The organism is Mycolicibacterium austroafricanum (assembly GCF_902705885.1).
In the GTDB taxonomy this organism is placed as follows: domain Bacteria; phylum Actinomycetota; class Actinomycetes; order Mycobacteriales; family Mycobacteriaceae; genus Mycobacterium; species Mycobacterium vanbaalenii_A.
The window spans coordinates 38,611-57,306 of record NZ_CACSIP010000029.1 but is presented as its reverse complement, the minus strand read 5'-3'; the positions used below and the strand labels follow the sequence as shown (position 1 = coordinate 57,306).

Here is an 18,696-nt window from a genome sequence, read left to right as displayed (position 1 = left end):
TCATCCCGAGAACCACCCGAGCTTGAGCTTCACGAAGCCAGCCGCCAGCGTCACTGCTGACGCCCCGCCCGCCATCCAACGCCACCGTGCCGGCCGCGAGGGGGCTTGGGTAGCCAACACCAGCAGGCGGTAACGCAGCGTCACCATCCAGCCCGCACGGGCCACACGTTCCAACTCACTCGGCTTCTCATCGTGCTTCGCCATGGGGGCATGGTGCGCCGGAAGGGTGCAGAGTTTCTCGGGACTACGGGGTAGGCGCTGGCGGGTATCAGGGTTGCCGCTGGCGGCTCGTAACTATTACCTATACCTTGTACAGGTACCCCCCGCCAGCACGCACCCCGCTAGGACATACCCGGTGAGTTCAAAACGTCTCCGCCTTGGCCTCGACATCGAGGCGGCGAGGGCTGCCACGGAGAAGATGGACAAGCTGGACCAGGACACCACCAAGGCCATCAGGGAGGCGCGCGAGGCGCGAATCCGGCGCCTCGAACAGCTCGACGTGCAGGCCGACGCCATGAAGCGCGCCACGTCCAAGTACCGGAGGTTCGACAACGGCGATCATCCCGATATCAGGATCCGCCGGCGGTTCCTGCGGCTCGCGACGGCTCGGCCGCGTCGGGAAAGTAACCCCCGGCTCAAAACTGTGAGGGGCGACGTCGACACCAGGCCGGTTTTGACCAGCCTCATTCACCGGCCCAGTAATGCGCTGCAGGTGTATCTCAGCTTGCTCTACACCGCACACCTGGAGTTCGAACCCGGCGACCGGTGGAAGAACGAGCGGCCGAACAACGGTGTGGACGGTTGGAGCGAACTGTGCGGCCTGCTGGCGCTCGACGTGTCCAACCGCGAACTCAACCTGCGGATGACGAGGGCTCTCGCCAAGCTCGCTGAGCACGATCTCGTGCGCGTGGGCGCCCGCAGGAGCGAGCACCGATTCGACCGCTTCACCCTGTTCTGCGAAGACCGATCCCGGAAGCGCTACTTCGTCCCGTCAGAAGAGACTGGGGCGGTGATACTGCCTGCTGGTTTCTTCATGGCGGGGTGGCACCTCGTTCTGACCAACGAGGAGATGGCGACACTGCTCGCGGTCGCCGAGCAGACGCAGCGTCCACGGAGCCGCAAGGACGCCGACGAAGCTGGCGTTGCCTTGCCCCAGCTGACGCGGTGGCAGTGGTACGGCTTGGCGCCGGAGGCCTTCTCTGCCCGCCACGAACTGCAGGAGTTCGGCCTGATCGACATGTTCGACCCGATGGACCGAACCAACGGGAAGCTCTCCGAGAATCAGCGCCAGAAGGATCTCCTGCGCGCGCCACGAATTACGTTGAAGCTCGGCGATGTTGACTTCTCTCGCCCAGCGATCGAAGTGGTCAAGGCCAAGCTCCAGAAGCCAGTGGCGCCTCGGTGGGAAGACCGGGCCATCGCACTGCAATTGATCGACAACAATCGGCAGTGGCGAGAGCGCCCACCGATGGGGTCACCACATCATGGGGAAAAGTAGCCGCAAATCGCGCTCGATCATGTCCGCGAGTCGAGTCGGATCAGCTGCCTGCCACTGGTACCTAGCCCCGTCTGCTGGTTGAGTCGAGATCACGCCGGGGTTGCCGACATGATCGTTGAAGCCACCGACTCTCAAGCTGGCCATCCACGTCCAGGTGCAGTGCATTGTGGGCCGCGGGGCGAGTAGAACAGGCTGGTCCACCGCGACTCTGGTGCGGCCAACCGGAACCCCTGGCAGCACATCTGGCACCAGGCCGACGTTTAATACCGACCAACGATGGCCTCCCGGCTCCTCGCACAACCAAAGGTTGTACGTCGCAACTAAACTGCCGTCACTAAGGCGGTCGCCGTAATAGGTCGCCGTGGGCTCCAGCGCTTCTGCGCCGTCGCGGCGGCGGGGTAGAAACCTGGCGTCAAAGACGTCTAGCAGGTCGGCATAGGCGTTGCGCAGGTAATCGCTCACCGCATTGCTATAACTGATCTCAGCGTGCGGGTAACAGAGCCAGTCGTCGAACGGCGCCGGCAAAGCGGATTGAAGCGCACTGCGTACCGCATCGATCACACGTGGAATGTCTTCGGTCGTCCGGCGGCGATGCTCGGCCTGGGGCACCCGGATCATCCACTGGTAGTAGGGGATCTCATCCACCTCGTCATCGTCGTAGCAGCAGTCGAAGATGCAGCCATACGACGCAGCGACTGCGGAAACGGTGCCTTGTGTGCGCTCGCCAACACTGTCATCTACCAAGATCTTGGCCGGGTCTCGAACCTCGATGCACCACACCACCGAACGATAAGTTTGGAGTGCGTCGTCACCGCGCGTCGGCAAAACCTCCATGCCCACAATGATGGCACTAATGAAGCGCCGGGCGGTCCTAATCCGTTGCTGTCAGGTCTCCCCGCACGGCACTCTCATCTTGTCCCGGATTGGCCCCTTCACCGCGGTAGGACGGCAATCGGGGAGTGCTCACCAGTACTCAGGTAGCCGCTGCATGTAGGCGTGAGACTCCTGGCGAAGGATGATCCGGGCCGTAGCTGCACCGGATTCATTGTCCCACGTGTTGATGCGCTCCTCGAACCATGAACGCCAGTCGATGTCGACGCCGCCAGCCGCCAGTGCGGCACGGTAGGAGGCGGTTAGCTTGTCGCGCTGCATGATGAAGGTTGACAGGGACTGTCGTGCGGTGGCGTCGTTGCGGTCGTCGAGACTGGAAATCTGAGCCATGGCGTCGGCCACGGACGGCGCCATGGAGACCCGGGTAGCCACCGGAAGGAGTTCGGTGAGCTTGGTCAGCTTGGCGTGCTGTATGAGCGTGAGTCTGCGGTGTTCGGCCAGCGCACGACGTGCGTCATTGAACCAGCTATCGGCGGCGGCCCGCCAACCGGGCGAACGCCCGGGTTCCCAAGCGGCAGGCGGACGTTCGTTGATCGCGGTTACAACAAGTGGATGCACGTTCATCGGGTCAGGGCCAGACAAAGGACTCATGGTCGCGACTAGCTCGCGCCAGTGCGGAACAAGCAATCCGTCGCGGGCATTCTGCAGGACTCGTTGCAGCACTTCTACGTAGAGCAGTTGGTAGAGCAGTTGGCCGACCTGCTCGCCGGGGTTTGGGGCCGGTTGCGTCATGCTGATCTGCACCTCCGGAATTGGTCAATAGTTATGATGGTCAACGCATTTCGTCATGTGACGGTTAGGCGGGTTATGCATTACTTGGATGGGGGCGGTGGGGTCCGAGGTAGTAGTCGTCGTAGTGGCGATCGAGGTACTGAAACAGGTCCGCGATTTCACCGCCGTCGAGGGCTACGCGCAGCGCTACCTCGATGCCGGGCCAGATTGCGCTCAAGCCGATTGTCGCGCCGACAACCTGCTGCAGTTCGTCGTGAAAGGACGCGAAGGCGCGTAGGCACAGGTCGGAGTCAGTCCGCCAAGTCCAGGCCAGTAGACGCCCCACGGTATCGCCGGCATGCCACAGCCGCGCCTCACGCCACTCGTAGGCACCGGCCGACGCAGCCTCACTCGCGGCGAAAGATGCAATGAGTGCGTGCCGCAAGCTCGGGTCGTCGAGAACCGGTGCCGAGGCTGGAACCAGATGCGCCACAACGGTTGATCCCTTCACGATGTGCGTGGTGAGGCCATTCTCGGCCTCGCCGACCAGGGTGCTAAACGCATTGCGGGCGTCAGTGATCGAACGCATCCGACTGGGTCTGATGTTCACCATGCCGCCAACATAGCACGAACCGCCAGATATAGCGCCATATTTCGCGCCCGATCTAACGCCGATAACCTTCGTTATGTCAACTAACAGTGGGCACTACTGCGTACCGATGGTTGACTCCTTATCACTGCCGCAGAATACTTGGCGGTATGGCAGCCCCTCGCCTGGTCGAGCTGATCGACCGCTACAGAAACGCGCACGGAGTCAGCGAGGCCGAGCTGGCGCGCCGTATTGGCGTCAGTCGAGAGAATCTCCGCAAGTGGCGAATCAACGGCGTGAGTCGGCTGCCGAACCGCGCGAATCTCACTGCGGTGGCTCGCGTTATCGGCCGTCCTTATCGTGAGGTCCTCTCGGCGGCCCTCTTCGACACCGGGTACGTCACCGACGACCAGGCCGCTAGCCCGCGGCCCTACGACGAGGTACTCCAGGACGCCATCGGCGTGCTGACCGAAGCCAGTCGCCTCACGAATCAGCCCATGCGCCAATCAAGTTCGGGTCAATGGGAAGCTGATCCCGACCCACGGTCTGCGCTGCAGATCGACTGGGCTGCTTTCGTGACCGAGGCCCTGGCAGGCGCGGCAGCGAACGCCGGCGGGATCGACACGATCCTGGCCGGTCGGCCCGGGTCCTGGGAGGCGTCAGTGGTTGGCGACGCGCTGCGGGCCGCGGTTGGCCACGATGAGTGGGACCTCTGGCGCCACCGCACTGAGCCCGTGACCGTCGTACTGAACCCCGAGCGCATCCTCTTCGATGACGACGCGTCGGATTGGTTCGAGCAGGTAGACGCCGCTGAGCGCGAAATCCAGCGCCGCGAATCGGCGATCCGACCCGGGATCGTTTACTCCTACGACAAGGATCCGCAAACCCTCCAGTGGGCGGCCGACGACGGCACCGAGATCAGACCGGGCGCTCCCCCGCCGCTACCCACGACGGAGGAGTGGGCAGCCGTAATGGCGGCTGAGGATGCCAATCCGACACCGCTCAGCGCCGAAGAGCAAGCCGAAGAGGACGCACTTGAGGCCCTGGAGGTTCTTCGGGGCCGGGTGACCGTGCAGGAACGGGCCGAACTGGCCGAATACGGCGACCGGCTCGGCCATGCGGTGCGAACCGCGCTGGCTGCCCTCCAGCTGCCCGTACCGATCACGGTCACTGTCGACCTCGACACCCCGTGGGACCAGGCACCGGAAACACCCTCCGAGTGGACGGCCAACGCCATTGATAAGGCGACTGCCACCGCGGTCGCATCGACTCCTACGCCCGACACGCTGCCGGGGACACTGCTGGAACGGGCCGCGGTGGCACATGGGCCCGACAATGCCGACAACAGACGGTGAGGCGAAGGGAAGGCGTTCCGATGGGAGATGCTCCAGCTGCACAGCACGCCGGTCATCCGCTTCCTGAAGAACGCCGGCTCCGGCACGTCCTGAACGGCTCGCTCGCCGTAGGCGCACTGTTCATGGCCGCCTTCGTCACGCTCACACTGATCAAAGCGGTACGTTCACCGAATGACGTGACCTCGAACTGGTTCGCCGCCTGGGGTACGTGGGCCGGCGGATTCGCCACTGCCGCAGCCTTTCTCATCGCAGCATTCAGCATCGCAGTAGCCAGCGCCCATGCCCGGGTGGACCGGCACGTGGCGGCCACCATACGTGCCGACGACGAGATGGCCCAGGCCCGGTTGCTGGCGATCTACAAGGTCGACATCCCCGGCGCATTCCAAGGGCTGGCGACCTTCCGCATCGAAAATCGAAGCCAGCACTTCGTGTTCGACGTACGCGTGCCCTTCGCCGACACGCCGAGTGACACCGGAGCCCCTCCGGTACGACGTACGCCCGACAAAGTGGAATCCGAGGGACTTCTCCACGAATACCTACCCCGCGGTGAGACGCTGACCCCCTACATGCAGTCGACCAGCCACGAAGGCTGGTTCACTGAAATGACGCTGCACACAAGGCAATGGCAACATGTCTCGTTCGTCGTCGAGTACACCGATGGGTCCGGACTGCGTTGGCGACAACACTTCGGCGGCGGGATCGAGCGGGTGCTCACTGATCAGGCGCCACGCGTCAAACCCGCCGACCGTTTCCAATCGGGCTACCAGATCACGCCGATCACTGACGACAAGGCGCGTCGACTCGGCGGCAGCTTCGCCGCCCACCTTCCCCCGCTCGAATCCGATGAGGACTTCCTCGAGGCGATCGGGCCGACCGTGGCCAAGACGTGGCGGCGCGCCACCCACGATCACGCCCCTGATATCCGCCCGTCTTCTACGCGTGCCGGCGGTGTGAGAATCGAGATGCCCTACAAACCCGCCGCCCCACCGTGGTGGGACGAACACCTCAAGAGGCGGCTGCGCGAGCACGGATTCGGCGACTTCGTCATGCGCAGCGTGGGCGAGCATGCGTCGGTCGCTGTGGAATGCTCCGAGGACACCGCTGCCGCGTCGATTAGCGCGATCCACGACGCCATCGAGTTTGCCAACGATCAGTTCGAAGCCACGGAACTGGCGGCCGCCCAGCGTGCCATGGAGCAACGGGCGGCCGACCAAGGCACTGCTCAGAACCGCCGAACCCAGATCAACGACATAGCCCTTGGCCAACGGCCAGGAGCACCGCCAAATGCTGGCATCGGCGGTGTCCCAGGCCAGTGACCACCGAGAGCCCCACACGCACCGCGGCTTCAAGCAACATCACCGCCATGCCGATCGGGCCAGGCGCGGGCACGCCGCTGAAGCTCGCAACTAGGGTTAACACTCAACACGCAGCCATGTAATTGGGGGGGGGCCGAAAAATGCCGACGTCGGTCCACGAGGTGTTCGAAGCCTTCCGAGCCGCCGGTTCCAATTACGAGCGTGGCAGCAAGTTCGAGAAGTTGATGACGCAGTACTTACTGCTCGACCCGGTGTATGGCCGCTTGTTTGAGCAGGTGTGGATGTGGGCGGACTGGCCTGGACGCGGCGGGAAGCCGGACACCGGCATCGACCTCGTTGCGGCGGAGAGCGACACGGGTGCGCTGTGGGCCATCCAATGCAAGTTTTACGAACCTGATCATGTTCTGGGCAAACCGGACGTCGACTCTTTTCTGTCCGCATCGGGCAAGCATCCGTTCGCACACCGGCTGATCATCTCCACCACCGACAGGTGGGGCAAGAACGCAGAGGATGCCGTCGAGGGACAGCAGATTCCAGTCCAACGCATCGGGCTGGCGGACATCGCAGAGGCGCCGATCGACTGGGCATTCGCGGGCCCAGCCGAACGTCTCGACCTGGAGCTGGCGCTCGCCCCGAAACGCGACCCTTGGCCGCATCAGCGCGAGGCAATCGACAAGGTAATCGCGGGCTTCGGCGAGCATGACCGGGGCAAGCTGATCATGGCGTGCGGCACCGGCAAGACCTTCACCGCTCTCAAGGTCTGCGAGCAAGTCGTCGATGATCTCGGCGGAACCGCGAAGGTGCTCTTTCTGGTGCCGTCGATCTCCCTGCTGTCCCAAACGCTGCGCGAATGGACCGCGCAGTGTCGAACCGACCTGCGGGCCTTCGCCGTGTGCTCCGACACCAAGGTGTCGCGCGCTGTAGAGGACATCAACCCCTACGACGTGCCGTTGCCAGCAACCACAGACCCGGGAACACTTGTCGCGCAGATGGAGCACCGCAAGCGCGCCAAAGGCCTCACCGTGGTGTTCTGCACCTACCAGTCGATCAACGTCATCGCCGACGCCCAGACCGCGGGCCTGGCAGACTTCGATCTGGTCATCTGCGACGAGGCCCACCGTACGACGGGCGTCACCCTGGCCGACGGTGACGACTCGAACTTCGTCAAGGTCCACGATAATTCGTTCCTGGCCGCCACAAAACGGCTGTACATGACGGCCACGCCGCGACTGTTCGCCGAAGAAACCAAAGCCAAGGCCGCCGAGTATTCCGCAGTCCTGGCCTCCATGGACGATGAAGCGCTGTACGGCCCCACCTTTCACCGGCTGGGCTTCGGTGAGGCCGTGGAGCGAGGATTGCTCACCGATTACAAAGTGCTCGTCTTGACCGTTGACGAGAAGTACATCGCCGGCCCGCTGCAACAGCAGCTCGCCGACGTCAACAGTGAACTCAACCTCGACGACGCCACCAAAATCGTCGGCTGCTGGAATGGTCTGGCCAAGCGCACCGGGAAAGCGGTCGGCGGCGCCGACTTCGGCGCCGACACCCGCCCCATGCAACGCGCCGTCGCCTTCCTTCGTGACATCAAGTCCTCCAAGAAACTGGCCGGCAAGTTCGCTACCGTAATCGACGCCTACGACCAGGCAGACGACCAACTTCTGCGCTGCGACGTCGAGCACGTCGATGGAACCTACAACGCACTGGAACGCAACCACCGACTGCAGTGGCTCAAAGCACCGCTGGCCGACAATCAATGCCGCATCCTCGCCAACGCCCGCTGCCTCTCAGAAGGCGTCGACGTACCCAGCCTCGACGCAGTGCTGTTTCTCAACCCCCGCAGCTCCGTAGTCGACGTCGTGCAATCGGTGGGGCGCGTGATGCGCCGAGCCGAAGGCAAGCAATACGGTTACATCATCCTGCCCGTCGGCGTACCTGCCGGCGTAGCGCCCAGCCAGGCGCTCGCCGACAACCGCCGGTTCAAAGTCGTCTGGCAAGTCTTGCAAGCACTTCGCGCTCACGACGACCGCTTCAACGCCACGGTTAACAAGCTGGAACTGAACAACAAGGCCACCGACTCCATTCTCGTCGGCCACGTGCCTGGAGCTGCAACGGAGAACCTCACCGGAGCCCCTACGAACGGCGCTGCGGCAGATGAACACGCCGCCGGGGAGTCGGCCCAAGTCGCCGAACAGCTCGCGATGTTCACACCCGACCAGTGGCGCGACGCGGTGTACGCCAAGATCGTCGACAAGGTTGGCACCCGCACCTATTGGGAAGACTGGGCCAAGGATGTCGCCGCCATCGCGGTCGCTCAACAGACCCGCATCAAGGCCCTCCTCAGCGACGCGACCCCAGACATCGCGACCGCCTTCGACAAATTCGTCGAAGCGCTGCGAGCCAACCTCAACGACTCCATCGATCGCGACCAAGCAGTCGAAATGCTCTCCCAACACCTCATCACCAAACCAGTCTTCGACGCCCTCTTTGAGGGCTACGACTTCGCCGGCCACAACCCGGTCTCCCAAGTCATGCAGACCATGGTGGCGACGCTGCACGACCAGGCGCTGGAGTCCGAAACTGAAAGGCTGGCCGGCTTTTACGAGTCAGTGCGGATGCGCGCCGCCGGAATCGACAATGTCGAAGGCAAGCAACGTATCGTCGTCGAACTCTACGAGAAGTTCTTCCGGACGGGATTCCCACGCACCTCCAAGGCACTCGGCATCGTCTACACCCCCACCCAAGTCGTCGACTTCATCCTGCGCGCCGCCAACGACGCTCTGCAAGCAGAGTTCGGCCTCACCCTCACCGAGCCCGACGTTCACATCCTCGACCCATTCACCGGAACCGGCACCTTCATAGTGCGGCTCATCCAAACCGGACTTATTCGCCCAGAAGACCTCGCCCGCAAGTACGCAAAGGAACTGCACGCCAACGAGATAGTCCTCCTGGCCTACTACATCGCAGCCATCAACATCGAAGCCGCCTACCACGGTGCCGCGGGCGGCAACTACCAGCCGTTCGACGGCATTGTTCTGACCGACACCTTCCAGATCGCCGAAGCGGGCGACACTATGGACGCCGACCTATTCCCACAGAACAACGACCGCATCATCACCCAACAGGCCTCGCCAATTCGCGTCATCGTCGGCAATCCACCGTACAAATCCGGCCAAAGCAGCGCCAACGACCGCAACGCTAACCAGCCCTACCCCACCCTCGACGCAGCTATCTCGGCCACGTACGCCGCTCGCTCAACCGCCAAACTCAAGAGCAAACTCTACGACTCCTACGTCCGTGCGATCCGATGGGCCACGGACCGCATCGGCGACACCGGCATCGTCGCCTACGTCACCAACTCCGGCTGGATCACTGGCAACACCACCGCCGGCATTCGTCTCGCCCTGCCCGACGAGTTCTCCGCGCTCTACATCTATGACCTGCGCGGCAACCAACGCCAAACCGACTGGCGCGCAGAGGGAGGCAAGATTTTCGACGACGGCTCTCAAACCGGCGCTGCCATCCTCATCGCGGTCAAGAATCCCTCCGCGACCGGCCCGTGCCAAATCCACTACCGAAACATCGGCGACAGGCTTTCCCGCGAAGACAAGCTCGCCATCATCGCCAACAGCCACCTGCCCAGCATGAAATGGGACCTCATCACACCTAACACTGACGGCGATTGGGTCGACCACCGCGACGCCGCATTCAGTGCCTACACGCCGCTGGCAGTCAAACGGGGTTCCGACGAAACTGCCCTATTCACCGACTATTCCGGCGGGCTAAAGACCAACCGCGACGCATGGGCATACAACTTCTCAGCCAGTCAACTCGCCGACAACATCACCGCCACTATCGACTTCTACAACGAGCAAGTCGACTCCTTTCAGAGCGCTGTCGCCATGAACCCCGAGCTAGCCGTCGAGGACGCGGTGACCTACGACGACGCCAGAATCAGCTGGTCGTCGGGCCTTCTGCCGAAAGTGCAACGTGGACAACGGCTTGCATTCCATTCCAGCCACCATCGAACCACCATGTACCGGCCCTTCTGCAAGATGCACGTCTATTTCGACGACGACCTCAACGACCGCCGCGGGCGACTTCATCACCTATTCCCCCGCGCCGATTTGCCGAATTTCGGATTCTTCATCCCAAACCCCGGCAACCTCGCTCCGCCGTTCCTCAGCCTGATGACCAATGCCCTGCCCGACCTCGGTGCCGCAGGCATCAGCGCCGTGAACTTCTATCCGCGCTGGACCTACCAAACACGTACGCATGACAACGGCCAGCTGTCATTGGAGGCGGCGTCGGACATCGACCAGGAGTATCGACGACTAGACACCATTAACCCCAACGTTCTAACTGCATACCGCGCCGCGCTCGGCGACGACATCACTACCGACGACATCTTCTTCTACGCCTATGGATTGCTGCATTCGCCGCATTACCGAAGTCGCTTCGCCGCCGACCTCAAAAAGATGCTTCCCCGCATTCCAACGCCCGCCACCCGGGACCACTTCGACGCCTTCACTCACGCCGGCCGCAGTCTCAGCGACATACACCTTGGCTACGAAACCGCACAGCCCTACCCCCTGTCGGAGGTCTTCACCGGAACACTCGACCAGAACGAGCGAGAAGCACTACGTGTCACCAAGATGCGGTTCAAGTCCAAGACCGATCACAGCACCCTGGTCTACAACTCCCACCTCACCCTCGCCGGTATCCCCCAGGACACACACCGGTACCAACTTGGTTCTCGATCTGCGCTCGAATGGATCATCGAGCGCTATCAAACGAAGCTCGACTCACGCGGCTCGGGAATTATCAACGACCCCAACGCCTGGTGCGACGAACACGACGACCCCCGGTTCATCGTCGACTTGATCAAGCGGATCGTCACAGTCAGCGTCACCACGATGAGCATCATCGACGACCTGCCGCCCCCGGCCACCTCAATCGGCGCGCCGTGACGGGCTGTGCCCGCGGTGTTAACCCCAGCCCTCCGTGTCGGTGACGCGCGACATCATGGCGTACAACCTCGATTGAGAAGGGACGGCACCGGCTCTTGAAAACTTCATGCGGCCATCGCCGCAACGCCCACCACCCGATACCCTGCCGGGCATCCGCTGGAACGGGCGCAAGTATCCCTCCGCGCGACCGAACGGATACCGACGGTGAGTGATCGAGACCCTGCCAAGTTGTCGGATCAGAACCGTATCCGCCGCATGCGCGCCCTGGCGGACCGCATCACTAGCTGCACTGCCTGCGCCGGCATGAACGTCCCCTCAGTAACCCAAGCAGCCCCGGGCTACGGCTCGCCCCACTCGCCGGTTGAATCGCCCCGGGTTTGATGCACACCTGGTTACTGGTGTGCAGCCGCTGATTGGGCTGTGTTCGTAGCGTAGTGGATGGCCTCGTACTCGGTCGGTGGGATGCGGCCGAGGCGGTGCATGAGCCGGTCGGTGTTGTACCAGTGCACCCACTCGGCGGTGAGCAGTTCGACGTCGGTATGGCGGTGCAGCGGGCCGCGCCGGAACGGGGAGTCCTCGCGGACGGCTTCGGTCTTGTAGAGCCCAATCGTCGTCTCGGCCAGAGCATTATCGAAGGCATCCCCGACCGTCCCGATGGAGGCCACCAGCCCAGACAGCGCCAGGGTCTCGCCGAACCGCAGGGATGTGTATTGCGAGCCTGCATCGCTGTGATGAATAGTGTTGCCCGACAGTGGATTGCCCTCGTTCACGCGGAGTTGAGCAGCCTGGCGGATCACCTGGCGCACGAAGCGGTCCTCCTTGCTGGCCGAGCAGGTCCACCCCACGATCCGGCCCGCGTAGGCATCGATCGCGAACGCGGTGTAGACAAACGCTCCGTTGGACAGTCGGACGTAGGTGAAGTCAGCGACCAGCAGCACGTTGGGGGCGGGCACCCGGAACTGGCGCTTGACCAGATCAGCCGCCCGCTCTGCGGCCGGATCAGCAATCGTGGTGCGGACCTTCTTGCGACGGGTGACACCCCGCCAGCCGTTGGCCCGCATGAGCCGCTCCACGGTGCAACGCGACACTGCGATGCCCTGGCGCTGCAGGTGAGCCCACATCTTGGTGGCGCCGTACAACGACTCCGGGGCGCGGCGGCCGTGCTCGTCAGGCTCATAGAAGCCGGCCAGCACCTCAGTGATCACCGTGTCCCAGAGGGCCCGTGCCGACGGTGGCCGAGTCAGCCAGGCGTAGAAGGTTCTCGGGGCGATCGTGACGCCGTGCTCAGTGAGCACGCGGCAGATCGGAGCGACCCCGAACCGAGCACGATGCTCAGCGATGAACGCACAGATCAGTGGTGTCGCGGGTCGCTCTCCCGCACGAAGAAACTTGTTGCCGCCTTGAGGATTTCGATCGTTTCCTCAAGCTCACGATTCTTGCGCTTGAGTTCGCGCAACTCGCGCACCGTATCGCTGGGCGCCCCGTCACGTTGGCCGGTGTCGACCTCGGCCTGGTTGACCCACCGGCGCAGCGATTCGTAGGACACTCCCAACCGCTTGGCCACCGCAGTGATGCAGGCCGTGCGGGTGTCGTACTCCTCGGCATGGTCGGTGACCAACCGCACCGCTCGGGCCTTGAACTCGTCGTCGTACTTCCTCGGCATGATGCGAACAACTTTCCCTCGAAAGAAGGTGTGCATCAAACCCGGGGTGGTTCAGGTAGTCATCGTGGGTCAGAGCCTGTGCGGCCCATGCATGGCAACCCAGATCCCGTTCACCGGCGGCAGCGGACGTTTTCTAGACCGCGCCTTAGCCGACGCCAAGCTCACGAAGGAAGCCGTCTTCACCACCAACGTGGTCCACTGCCACCCGCCCAAGAACCGGCCGTCCATACCCCATGAAATCGACAACTGTCGCCCCTACCTGGGCCTCGAAATCGCCATCGTGGAACCAACACTGATCATCGGCCTGGGACGCGACGCCCGCGCCGCCTTAGAACACTTGCAGCCCACCGCGCCGGTGCTGCCGTGGCCGTTCATCCGCCCACGCAAGGCACCAACCGACACCCACTCCACCCGGGTCCTCTTTGCACCCCATCCGTCGTGGATCGCCCGCCAACCCCGCGGGGAACAAGTCGACTATGTGTCCGGCTTGACCAGCGCGCTCAAGTTGGGGTTCGCGCAACCGCGGTAGTGGCGCCACACGCTTCGAGGAGGCCGGCTCAATCAGCGACATGACCAACCGTTGCCTTGAAACCGTCATCACCACACTGCTCGACGAACACACCCGGGAGCTGCCGTGACCACTGAGCCGATCGACCTGAGCGGCTTCGCCGGGTGGGTACCATTCGCCGCGCTGCCCACCGCGGACGTGCCAACCGGCCCCGGGGTCTATGTCGTTGTCCGACCCACCGACGATCCACCGACGTTCCTCGACACCTCACCCGCCGGGCACTTCAAAGGCAAAGACCCAACTGTGCCCATCGCTGAATTACGGGGGCTGTGGGTGCCCGGCGCCCGCATCGTGTACATCGGGAAAGCCAACCTCGGCAGCAGCGGCAGGCGCGGCCTGCGGAAACGGCTCGATGAGTTCCGCCGCTCCGGCGTCGGCGAACCGGTGGCCCACTCTGGCGGCCGACGCATCTGGCAGCTGACTGAGCATGCCGACCTGTTGGTCGGCTGGCGCGTAACCGATGACGACGAAGCGGCCAAGATCGAGACCGACCTGATCGCGCAGTTCCGCGCCCACTACGGACTCCACCCTTTCGCCAACATGCGCCGCTGAGCACGCGCTCCCAAACGCGTGGGCTTTCCCGGTGCTACGACTACTGATCATGTCGCACACTGAGGCCACAATTGGCGGGTGACCGAACCCAGCGACCCCTCACCCCATGTAGTGCAGCGACCGCGTAACCGGACCGACCAGGTGGCGGTGTCAGACTTTACGATGCTGGTGCGGGTATCGGGCCAGCCCGAAGCGCTGCAAGTGTTCACCGACGCTCAGGCCGATGAAGCCAACCAGTACGCCGCGAGCACCGGCGGATCCGTTGTGCCGCTTCCACTGGCTCCACCCTCCGGCTACACCGCTGACTCCGATGGCACCCTTCACCCCGCACCACCGCCGGGGCCTACGTGCACCGGGATGGTGTACGGACCTGACTCGGATCACGGCGCCGCTAGCTGACGCCAGCAGGGGCCACCGTGCTCGGAACAGGTGGGCGGCAGCGGCTGGAACCTATCGACATTCGCGAACCGCCCGTGGTTCTATTCACGCTAGTAGCGCTAGCGTGAACGGCGTGGGTGACGGTAAGCTGGCCCGTATGACCGTGGAGAAAGTGTCCAGCACTGACGCCAAGAACCGGCTCAACGCGCTGCTCGCCGACGTCGAGCGCACCGGTAAGACAGTGATCATCACCAACCACGGCCGCGATGTCGCACGCCTGGTCCCCGCGAACCCAACCCCTCGGCAGTTCGGCCAAATGCCGAACCTCTCCATCCCCAATGACTTCGACGAGCCGCTACCAGATACCGAGCTGGCACGCTGGGAGGGCGACGAGTCGTCGTGAACATCCTGTTGGACACCCACACCCTGCTGTGGCTGCTCAGGGAGCCGACCACGCTGGATCCCGAAACGCTCGCACACCTGGCCGACCCCTCGACATCTGTGTGGGTCAGCGCGGCCTCAGCCTGGGAGATCGCCATCAAAACGCGACTCGGCCGACTTGACGGCTCAACGCTGTTGGCGACCTGGCCTAGCCAGTTGGAGGCGATGCGTGTGGACGACCTGCCGATCAGCTCCGACGACGCCATCCTTGCCGGGCGACTGCCCTGGGAACATCGCGATCCGTTCGACCGGGTGATCGTTGCCCAAGCGCTGCGCCGCAACCTCACCCTCGCCACCCGCGACGCGAAGATCCTCGCCGCGGCGCTCACCCCGACGCTGAAAGCCTGATCCGATCATACGGAAGGAGCCGTGATGCCAGAAGATTACGAGCCGAAACCGGTGTCGGCGCAAAGATTGCGCACGCACGCCATCCTCGCCATCCTCGCGAGCGCGCTTGTCATCGTCCTGAGTGGGTACGCTCAGCTCGGCTCCCCGGCGGCCGACGCAGCTCCAGCTCCAACAGCCACGGTGCTACGTGTAATTGACGGAGATACCCTGGACGTCCGGGACGACGACCGCGGCCGACTCCGTGTCCGCGTCTTGGGCATCGACACCCCCGAGGTTCATCGGCCGGGCTGGACAGTTGGCTGCTGGGGGCCCGAAGCCGAGCGCTTCGCCACCGAAACCCTGACCGGGCAACGCATCACCCTAACCGCGGACCCCACCCAGGACGCCAACGACCGCTACGGCCGCACCCTCGCCTACGTGAACTTGGCTGACGGACGGGACTTTTCGGTTGAGTCGGTGCGTTCCGGCATGGCCCGGTCCTACGTCTACGACGACAAGCCGGTGAGCCGCTACCCCGATATCCGGGCTGCCGAAGACGAGGCACGCGCGGCCCTTCGCGGGCTGTGGGGACCGCCCTGTAACGGTCGCACTGAGTCCACCCCGACCTGATTGACACCGACAAGACGGGAAGGACGCCAACATGACCAACTTCAACCGGCCCTACACCTTCGAGCTGGCGGCGATGGCCCTCGCCGACACCGGACAGCACGATGAAGTCGGGGCCTTGGGCGAGCGCAACGGAGTTGGCCCGGACCACTTCGAGCGAGCCGTGCTGATACTCAAGGCGATTGCGTCTAGCGGTGAGAGGATCGAGGACTTCGTTCGGCGCGAGTACATCCTCGATGGGTGGCTGCACGGTTACGTGCCCCTCGATGCCTCTCCTGGCGACTCCACGTTGACCACCTGGAAGCTCGGGCAGTTCGCCGAAGCCCACTACCGGTCCTAGTCCTGGAAGCGAACCGGATGGTCGACATGACGACGCCCATACAGATCGCCGCAGACCAGCTCGCCTACATCGGCCTTCCCGCAACGCTCTACAAACAGGTCGAATTTGCGGAGTCGACGGGCTGGCCGCCGCGGGCTGGGTGCCGCAGTTCTCCTGACTTCTCCCCTGCCCGGGTGTGGGCCCGCATTGATCTCGCTGAATGGCTCGACGTCTCATCGCATGTCTTCGGGCCTCACCGCGCCAACGAACTCGCAACCTTGGGCGGCGTCGGCCGCACCCTGCGCCTCGCCGGCGAGGGCAGCATCGTGCTGTGGGCACTCGACATCATCGAACCCCATATCTGGGTCGACCACCCCACGGTCGCGTTGGCCGTCACTGAACTTGTCTGCGTCGGGCCTGTCCTGCCCGACCGCCTGGTGGCCGCAACGTACGACGCTCTGACCGCTGTCGGGTGGGCCGAGCACCCCACCATGCCCCCCAATAGCGGCTGCGTGGTCAACCGCACGACCTGCTCCCACAGTGCCTGGTATGACGGCATCGCCACCCCCCAATATCAGCTGCCGCCCGGCGTCGAGCAGGCCTCTTGATGGACTCGATCGACAAGGCTCTTGATGCGGACTGGTGGCGCGACCAGACGATCCTGGCCGCACAGCTGCGCGACCTCGTGGAGGGCTTCGACAGCATCGCCTCGTTTGCCGTCCCCTACGCCCGGCTACCGCGCCGACTCGGGGCCTACGCCGAGGAGTTCCCTCGCTGGGCAGACTTCGCCAGCCAAACCCCACAGGCACTGCTACTGCGGCCGAAGCTGGGCGGCTCGGCCGTCCGCGCACTGATCGAGACCGCGGCGGAGGCGGTGCGGGTCCACCGGGAGACCGTCGCGGCCGGAAAGGCCGGCGCCGCCGCGGCGGTGGCGCGCTTGGTCGGGCAACTCGACGACTTCGACCGGGAGATCCTGGCTGCCCAAGATTGGACTCTCGACCCCGTTCCACAACGGGTGATCGCAGAACGCCTTGGCGTACATCCTGTTTCGGTGAGCCGGAACCTGCCGCGGGCACGAGCACGGTTCGCTGAGATGCTGGCCGATCCCGCACATCAAGAGGTCGTCGAGCACGCCAGCGAGTTGCGGCGCCGCCTAGGACCGTATCTGCCCGCAGAAGCTGCTGCCCTCGACCTGCGTCGGCTCGGAGTCGATCCGTCCAGTCAGGCGGGCCAGGTCCTGCTTCACATCGCCGGCCCCTACGCCCGTCGCGATGACTGGCTAGAAAGCACCGCCACAGCCGCTGGTGGTCGGGCGCGAGCACTCGCGGCCGTCGGTGCCGTCTTTGACGGCCAGGGCGCGCCCAAAACCGACACCCTGCTCGATGCGTTGACGAGCCTGGGAATATCAACCGGTATCGCTCTCGCCTTTCTCGAATGTCAAGTGGCACTGCGCCGTTTTAGTGACAACTGGGTGCCATGGGCTGGCGATACGACCGCCAACATGACCGAAGCAGCGCTGCACGTCCTCGGGGTCCCGGCGACCGCCGAGACGATCTTCGCCACCATCGGCGGCAGCCGGATTAGTGTTGAGCGCGTTAACGCGGTGCTGTCTAAGGACTCCAGGTTCGCCCGTGCGAGTCGCAGCACCTGGGGACTGAGCGCCTGGGCCCTCCCCGAATACGTCGGCATCGCGCACGCGATCGGTGAGCGCATCGACGCCCGGGGTGGAAGGGCCACCTCCATCGAAGTGATGAGTGACCTTCGGGCCCAGTTCCCAGACATCACAGAGTCGTCGATCCGTTCCTACATGAGCACACTGGAATTCATTACGACCCGGGGCATGATTCGGCGGCGGACCAAGGCCGATGGATGGCCACCGGTTCCACCCCTGAACACGATCCGGGGAGTGTTGCGCAACGGACCCAACGAGATTCGAATTGCGATTCCGGTCACGTCGGAGCTGCTCCGCGGGTCTGGACAGACTGTCCACCCGGCGGTGGCCACCGCCGTTGGGGTAGCCCCCGGCGAGCAGCGGACTTTCGTCAGCCCGCACGGCGCGGTCACGCTGTACTGGAAGCTCGCGTCAACAACAGGTGCCAACCTCGGGTCGTTGCGCGCCCAGGCCGCGGGGGTTGAGGCGGCCACCGGGGACACCTTGGTCCTCGGGCTCCGGGTCGACGACACGTCGCTGGAGGTGACTCGCCTTGGCTCGGAGGAGCAGGCCGCGGTGCGGTTGCACAAGCTACTCGGACGCGCGATACGCAATCCCGTTGCGGCGCTCGCTGCGGCCTTGGACTGCCGGCGAGAAGACGTCGGTGCGGTCTTGGCTGCCCGCGGGGATCACAACCTGGCCAGCCTGCTCGACATCAGCTGAGCCGCGATCAGGAAGTTGTCTGGGCCGCGAGGGTTCAAACCGGTGTTCGATGACGGTGCCATTTTGGCGGCAATGTGGGCGTTGCTGGTAGCGGTGACGCCGAGAGTGCAACTATCTTCG

General features: G+C 64.0%; 18 protein-coding genes. 13 read left to right on the top strand and 5 right to left on the bottom strand.

The features are described from left to right. On the bottom strand, window positions 1–204 hold the full coding sequence (locus BEMPMBAN_RS19370) for a hypothetical protein (protein ID WP_159232871.1): 204 nt from the start codon (window positions 202–204) through the stop codon (window positions 1–3). A 151-nt stretch (window positions 205–355) separates the two neighbouring features. On the opposite strand from BEMPMBAN_RS19370, the gene BEMPMBAN_RS19365 reads away from it, so the two are divergent. After that, a complete protein-coding gene (locus BEMPMBAN_RS19365) occupies window positions 356–1,498 on the top strand; it encodes a hypothetical protein (RefSeq protein WP_159232870.1) in 1,143 nt (380 codons plus the stop codon). Here the strand turns inward: BEMPMBAN_RS19365 and BEMPMBAN_RS19360 are convergent. The 3 genes from BEMPMBAN_RS19360 to BEMPMBAN_RS19350 form a co-directional block, all read right to left on the bottom strand. Next, a complete protein-coding gene (locus tag BEMPMBAN_RS19360) occupies window positions 1,475–2,332 on the bottom strand; it encodes a hypothetical protein (RefSeq protein WP_159232869.1) in 858 nt (285 codons plus the stop codon). The genes BEMPMBAN_RS19365 and BEMPMBAN_RS19360 overlap by 24 nt on opposite strands. 129 nt (window positions 2,333–2,461) lie before the next feature. Further along, window positions 2,462–3,121 carry a hypothetical protein gene (locus BEMPMBAN_RS19355; protein WP_159232868.1) on the bottom strand — a complete coding sequence of 220 codons (660 nt, stop codon included), beginning with the start codon at window positions 3,119–3,121 and terminating at the stop codon, window positions 2,462–2,464. Window positions 3,122–3,194: 73 nt separating this feature from the next. Beyond that, complete coding sequence (locus BEMPMBAN_RS19350; RefSeq protein ID WP_234897580.1) at window positions 3,195–3,713, bottom strand: hypothetical protein; 519 nt, start codon at window positions 3,711–3,713, stop codon at window positions 3,195–3,197. A gap of 146 nt (window positions 3,714–3,859) precedes the next feature. Between BEMPMBAN_RS19350 and BEMPMBAN_RS19345 the strand changes: the two genes are divergently transcribed. The 3 genes from BEMPMBAN_RS19345 (at window position 3,860) to BEMPMBAN_RS19335 (ending at window position 11,327) form a co-directional block, all read left to right on the top strand. Beyond that, window positions 3,860–5,044, top strand: a complete 1,185-nt coding sequence (locus BEMPMBAN_RS19345) for a helix-turn-helix domain-containing protein (RefSeq protein ID WP_159232866.1) — start codon at window positions 3,860–3,862, stop codon at window positions 5,042–5,044. Between the two features lie 20 nt (window positions 5,045–5,064). Next, window positions 5,065–6,360, top strand: coding sequence for a hypothetical protein (locus BEMPMBAN_RS19340; protein WP_159232865.1), 1,296 nt, complete (start codon window positions 5,065–5,067; stop codon window positions 6,358–6,360). Window positions 6,361–6,500: 140 nt separating this feature from the next. Further along, complete coding sequence (locus tag BEMPMBAN_RS19335) at window positions 6,501–11,327, top strand: DEAD/DEAH box helicase (protein ID WP_159232864.1); 4,827 nt, start codon at window positions 6,501–6,503, stop codon at window positions 11,325–11,327. Window positions 11,328–11,719: 392 nt separating this feature from the next. Here the strand turns inward: BEMPMBAN_RS19335 and BEMPMBAN_RS19330 are convergent. Continuing rightward, window positions 11,720–12,990, bottom strand: a protein-coding gene (locus tag BEMPMBAN_RS19330) for an IS3 family transposase (RefSeq protein ID WP_159232863.1) whose coding sequence is annotated in 2 segments (ribosomal slippage) — window positions 11,720–12,717 and window positions 12,717–12,990 — 1,272 coding nt in all. Because the reading frame shifts where the segments join, the coding sequence is not laid out codon by codon here. Here BEMPMBAN_RS19330 and BEMPMBAN_RS19325 point away from each other — a divergent pair. The 9 genes from BEMPMBAN_RS19325 (at window position 12,989) to BEMPMBAN_RS19285 (ending at window position 18,576) form a co-directional block, all read left to right on the top strand. Continuing rightward, window positions 12,989–13,519 (top strand): uracil-DNA glycosylase family protein, encoded by a 531-nt coding sequence (locus BEMPMBAN_RS19325; RefSeq protein ID WP_337761920.1) that lies wholly within the window; start codon window positions 12,989–12,991, stop codon window positions 13,517–13,519. The two genes, BEMPMBAN_RS19330 and BEMPMBAN_RS19325, sit on opposite strands and share 2 nt — an antisense overlap. Window positions 13,520–13,624: 105 nt before the next feature. After that, complete coding sequence (locus BEMPMBAN_RS19320) at window positions 13,625–14,110, top strand: hypothetical protein (RefSeq protein ID WP_159232862.1); 486 nt, start codon at window positions 13,625–13,627, stop codon at window positions 14,108–14,110. 78 nt (window positions 14,111–14,188) lie between these two features. Next, window positions 14,189–14,509 carry a hypothetical protein gene (locus BEMPMBAN_RS19315; RefSeq protein ID WP_159232861.1) on the top strand — a complete coding sequence of 107 codons (321 nt, stop codon included), beginning with the start codon at window positions 14,189–14,191 and terminating at the stop codon, window positions 14,507–14,509. Between the two features lie 112 nt (window positions 14,510–14,621). Beyond that, window positions 14,622–14,891, top strand: coding sequence for a type II toxin-antitoxin system Phd/YefM family antitoxin (locus tag BEMPMBAN_RS19310; protein ID WP_425294992.1), 270 nt, complete (start codon window positions 14,622–14,624; stop codon window positions 14,889–14,891). Further along, the gene (locus BEMPMBAN_RS19305) at window positions 14,888–15,277 is read left to right on the top strand and encodes a type II toxin-antitoxin system VapC family toxin (RefSeq protein WP_159232860.1); all 390 of its coding nucleotides are present in this window, start codon (window positions 14,888–14,890) and stop codon (window positions 15,275–15,277) included. Before BEMPMBAN_RS19310 ends, BEMPMBAN_RS19305 begins: the two co-directional genes overlap by 4 nt. A 24-nt stretch (window positions 15,278–15,301) precedes the next feature. Then, complete coding sequence (locus tag BEMPMBAN_RS19300; RefSeq protein WP_159232859.1) at window positions 15,302–15,886, top strand: thermonuclease family protein; 585 nt, start codon at window positions 15,302–15,304, stop codon at window positions 15,884–15,886. Window positions 15,887–15,917: 31 nt separating this feature from the next. Continuing rightward, window positions 15,918–16,223, top strand: coding sequence for a hypothetical protein (locus BEMPMBAN_RS19295; RefSeq protein ID WP_159232858.1), 306 nt, complete (start codon window positions 15,918–15,920; stop codon window positions 16,221–16,223). A 17-nt stretch (window positions 16,224–16,240) separates the two neighbouring features. Next, window positions 16,241–16,810 (top strand): hypothetical protein, encoded by a 570-nt coding sequence (locus BEMPMBAN_RS19290; protein WP_159232857.1) that lies wholly within the window; start codon window positions 16,241–16,243, stop codon window positions 16,808–16,810. Then, window positions 16,810–18,576, top strand: a complete 1,767-nt coding sequence (locus tag BEMPMBAN_RS19285) for a hypothetical protein (RefSeq protein WP_159232856.1) — start codon at window positions 16,810–16,812, stop codon at window positions 18,574–18,576. The genes BEMPMBAN_RS19290 and BEMPMBAN_RS19285 overlap by 1 nt, the downstream gene beginning before the upstream one ends. Window positions 18,577–18,696: the final 120 nt, after the last annotated feature.

Coding starts and splice junctions, on each gene's coding strand:
- BEMPMBAN_RS19355 (WP_159232868.1), bottom strand. CDS start 3,121: ATGACGCAACCGGCCCCAAACCCCGGCGAGCAGGTCGGCCAACTGCTC.
- BEMPMBAN_RS19345 (WP_159232866.1), top strand. CDS start 3,860: ATGGCAGCCCCTCGCCTGGTCGAGCTGATCGACCGCTACAGAAACGCG.
- BEMPMBAN_RS19350 (WP_234897580.1), bottom strand. CDS start 3,713: ATGGTGAACATCAGACCCAGTCGGATGCGTTCGATCACTGACGCCCGC.
- BEMPMBAN_RS19340 (WP_159232865.1), top strand. CDS start 5,065: ATGGGAGATGCTCCAGCTGCACAGCACGCCGGTCATCCGCTTCCTGAA.
- BEMPMBAN_RS19295 (WP_159232858.1), top strand. CDS start 15,918: ATGACCAACTTCAACCGGCCCTACACCTTCGAGCTGGCGGCGATGGCC.
- BEMPMBAN_RS19290 (WP_159232857.1), top strand. CDS start 16,241: ATGGTCGACATGACGACGCCCATACAGATCGCCGCAGACCAGCTCGCC.
- BEMPMBAN_RS19370 (WP_159232871.1), bottom strand. CDS start 204: ATGGCGAAGCACGATGAGAAGCCGAGTGAGTTGGAACGTGTGGCCCGT.
- BEMPMBAN_RS19285 (WP_159232856.1), top strand. CDS start 16,810: ATGGACTCGATCGACAAGGCTCTTGATGCGGACTGGTGGCGCGACCAG.
- BEMPMBAN_RS19335 (WP_159232864.1), top strand. CDS start 6,501: ATGCCGACGTCGGTCCACGAGGTGTTCGAAGCCTTCCGAGCCGCCGGT.
- BEMPMBAN_RS19360 (WP_159232869.1), bottom strand. CDS start 2,332: ATGGAGGTTTTGCCGACGCGCGGTGACGACGCACTCCAAACTTATCGT.
- BEMPMBAN_RS19300 (WP_159232859.1), top strand. CDS start 15,302: ATGCCAGAAGATTACGAGCCGAAACCGGTGTCGGCGCAAAGATTGCGC.
- BEMPMBAN_RS19325 (WP_337761920.1), top strand. CDS start 12,989: ATGATGCGAACAACTTTCCCTCGAAAGAAGGTGTGCATCAAACCCGGG.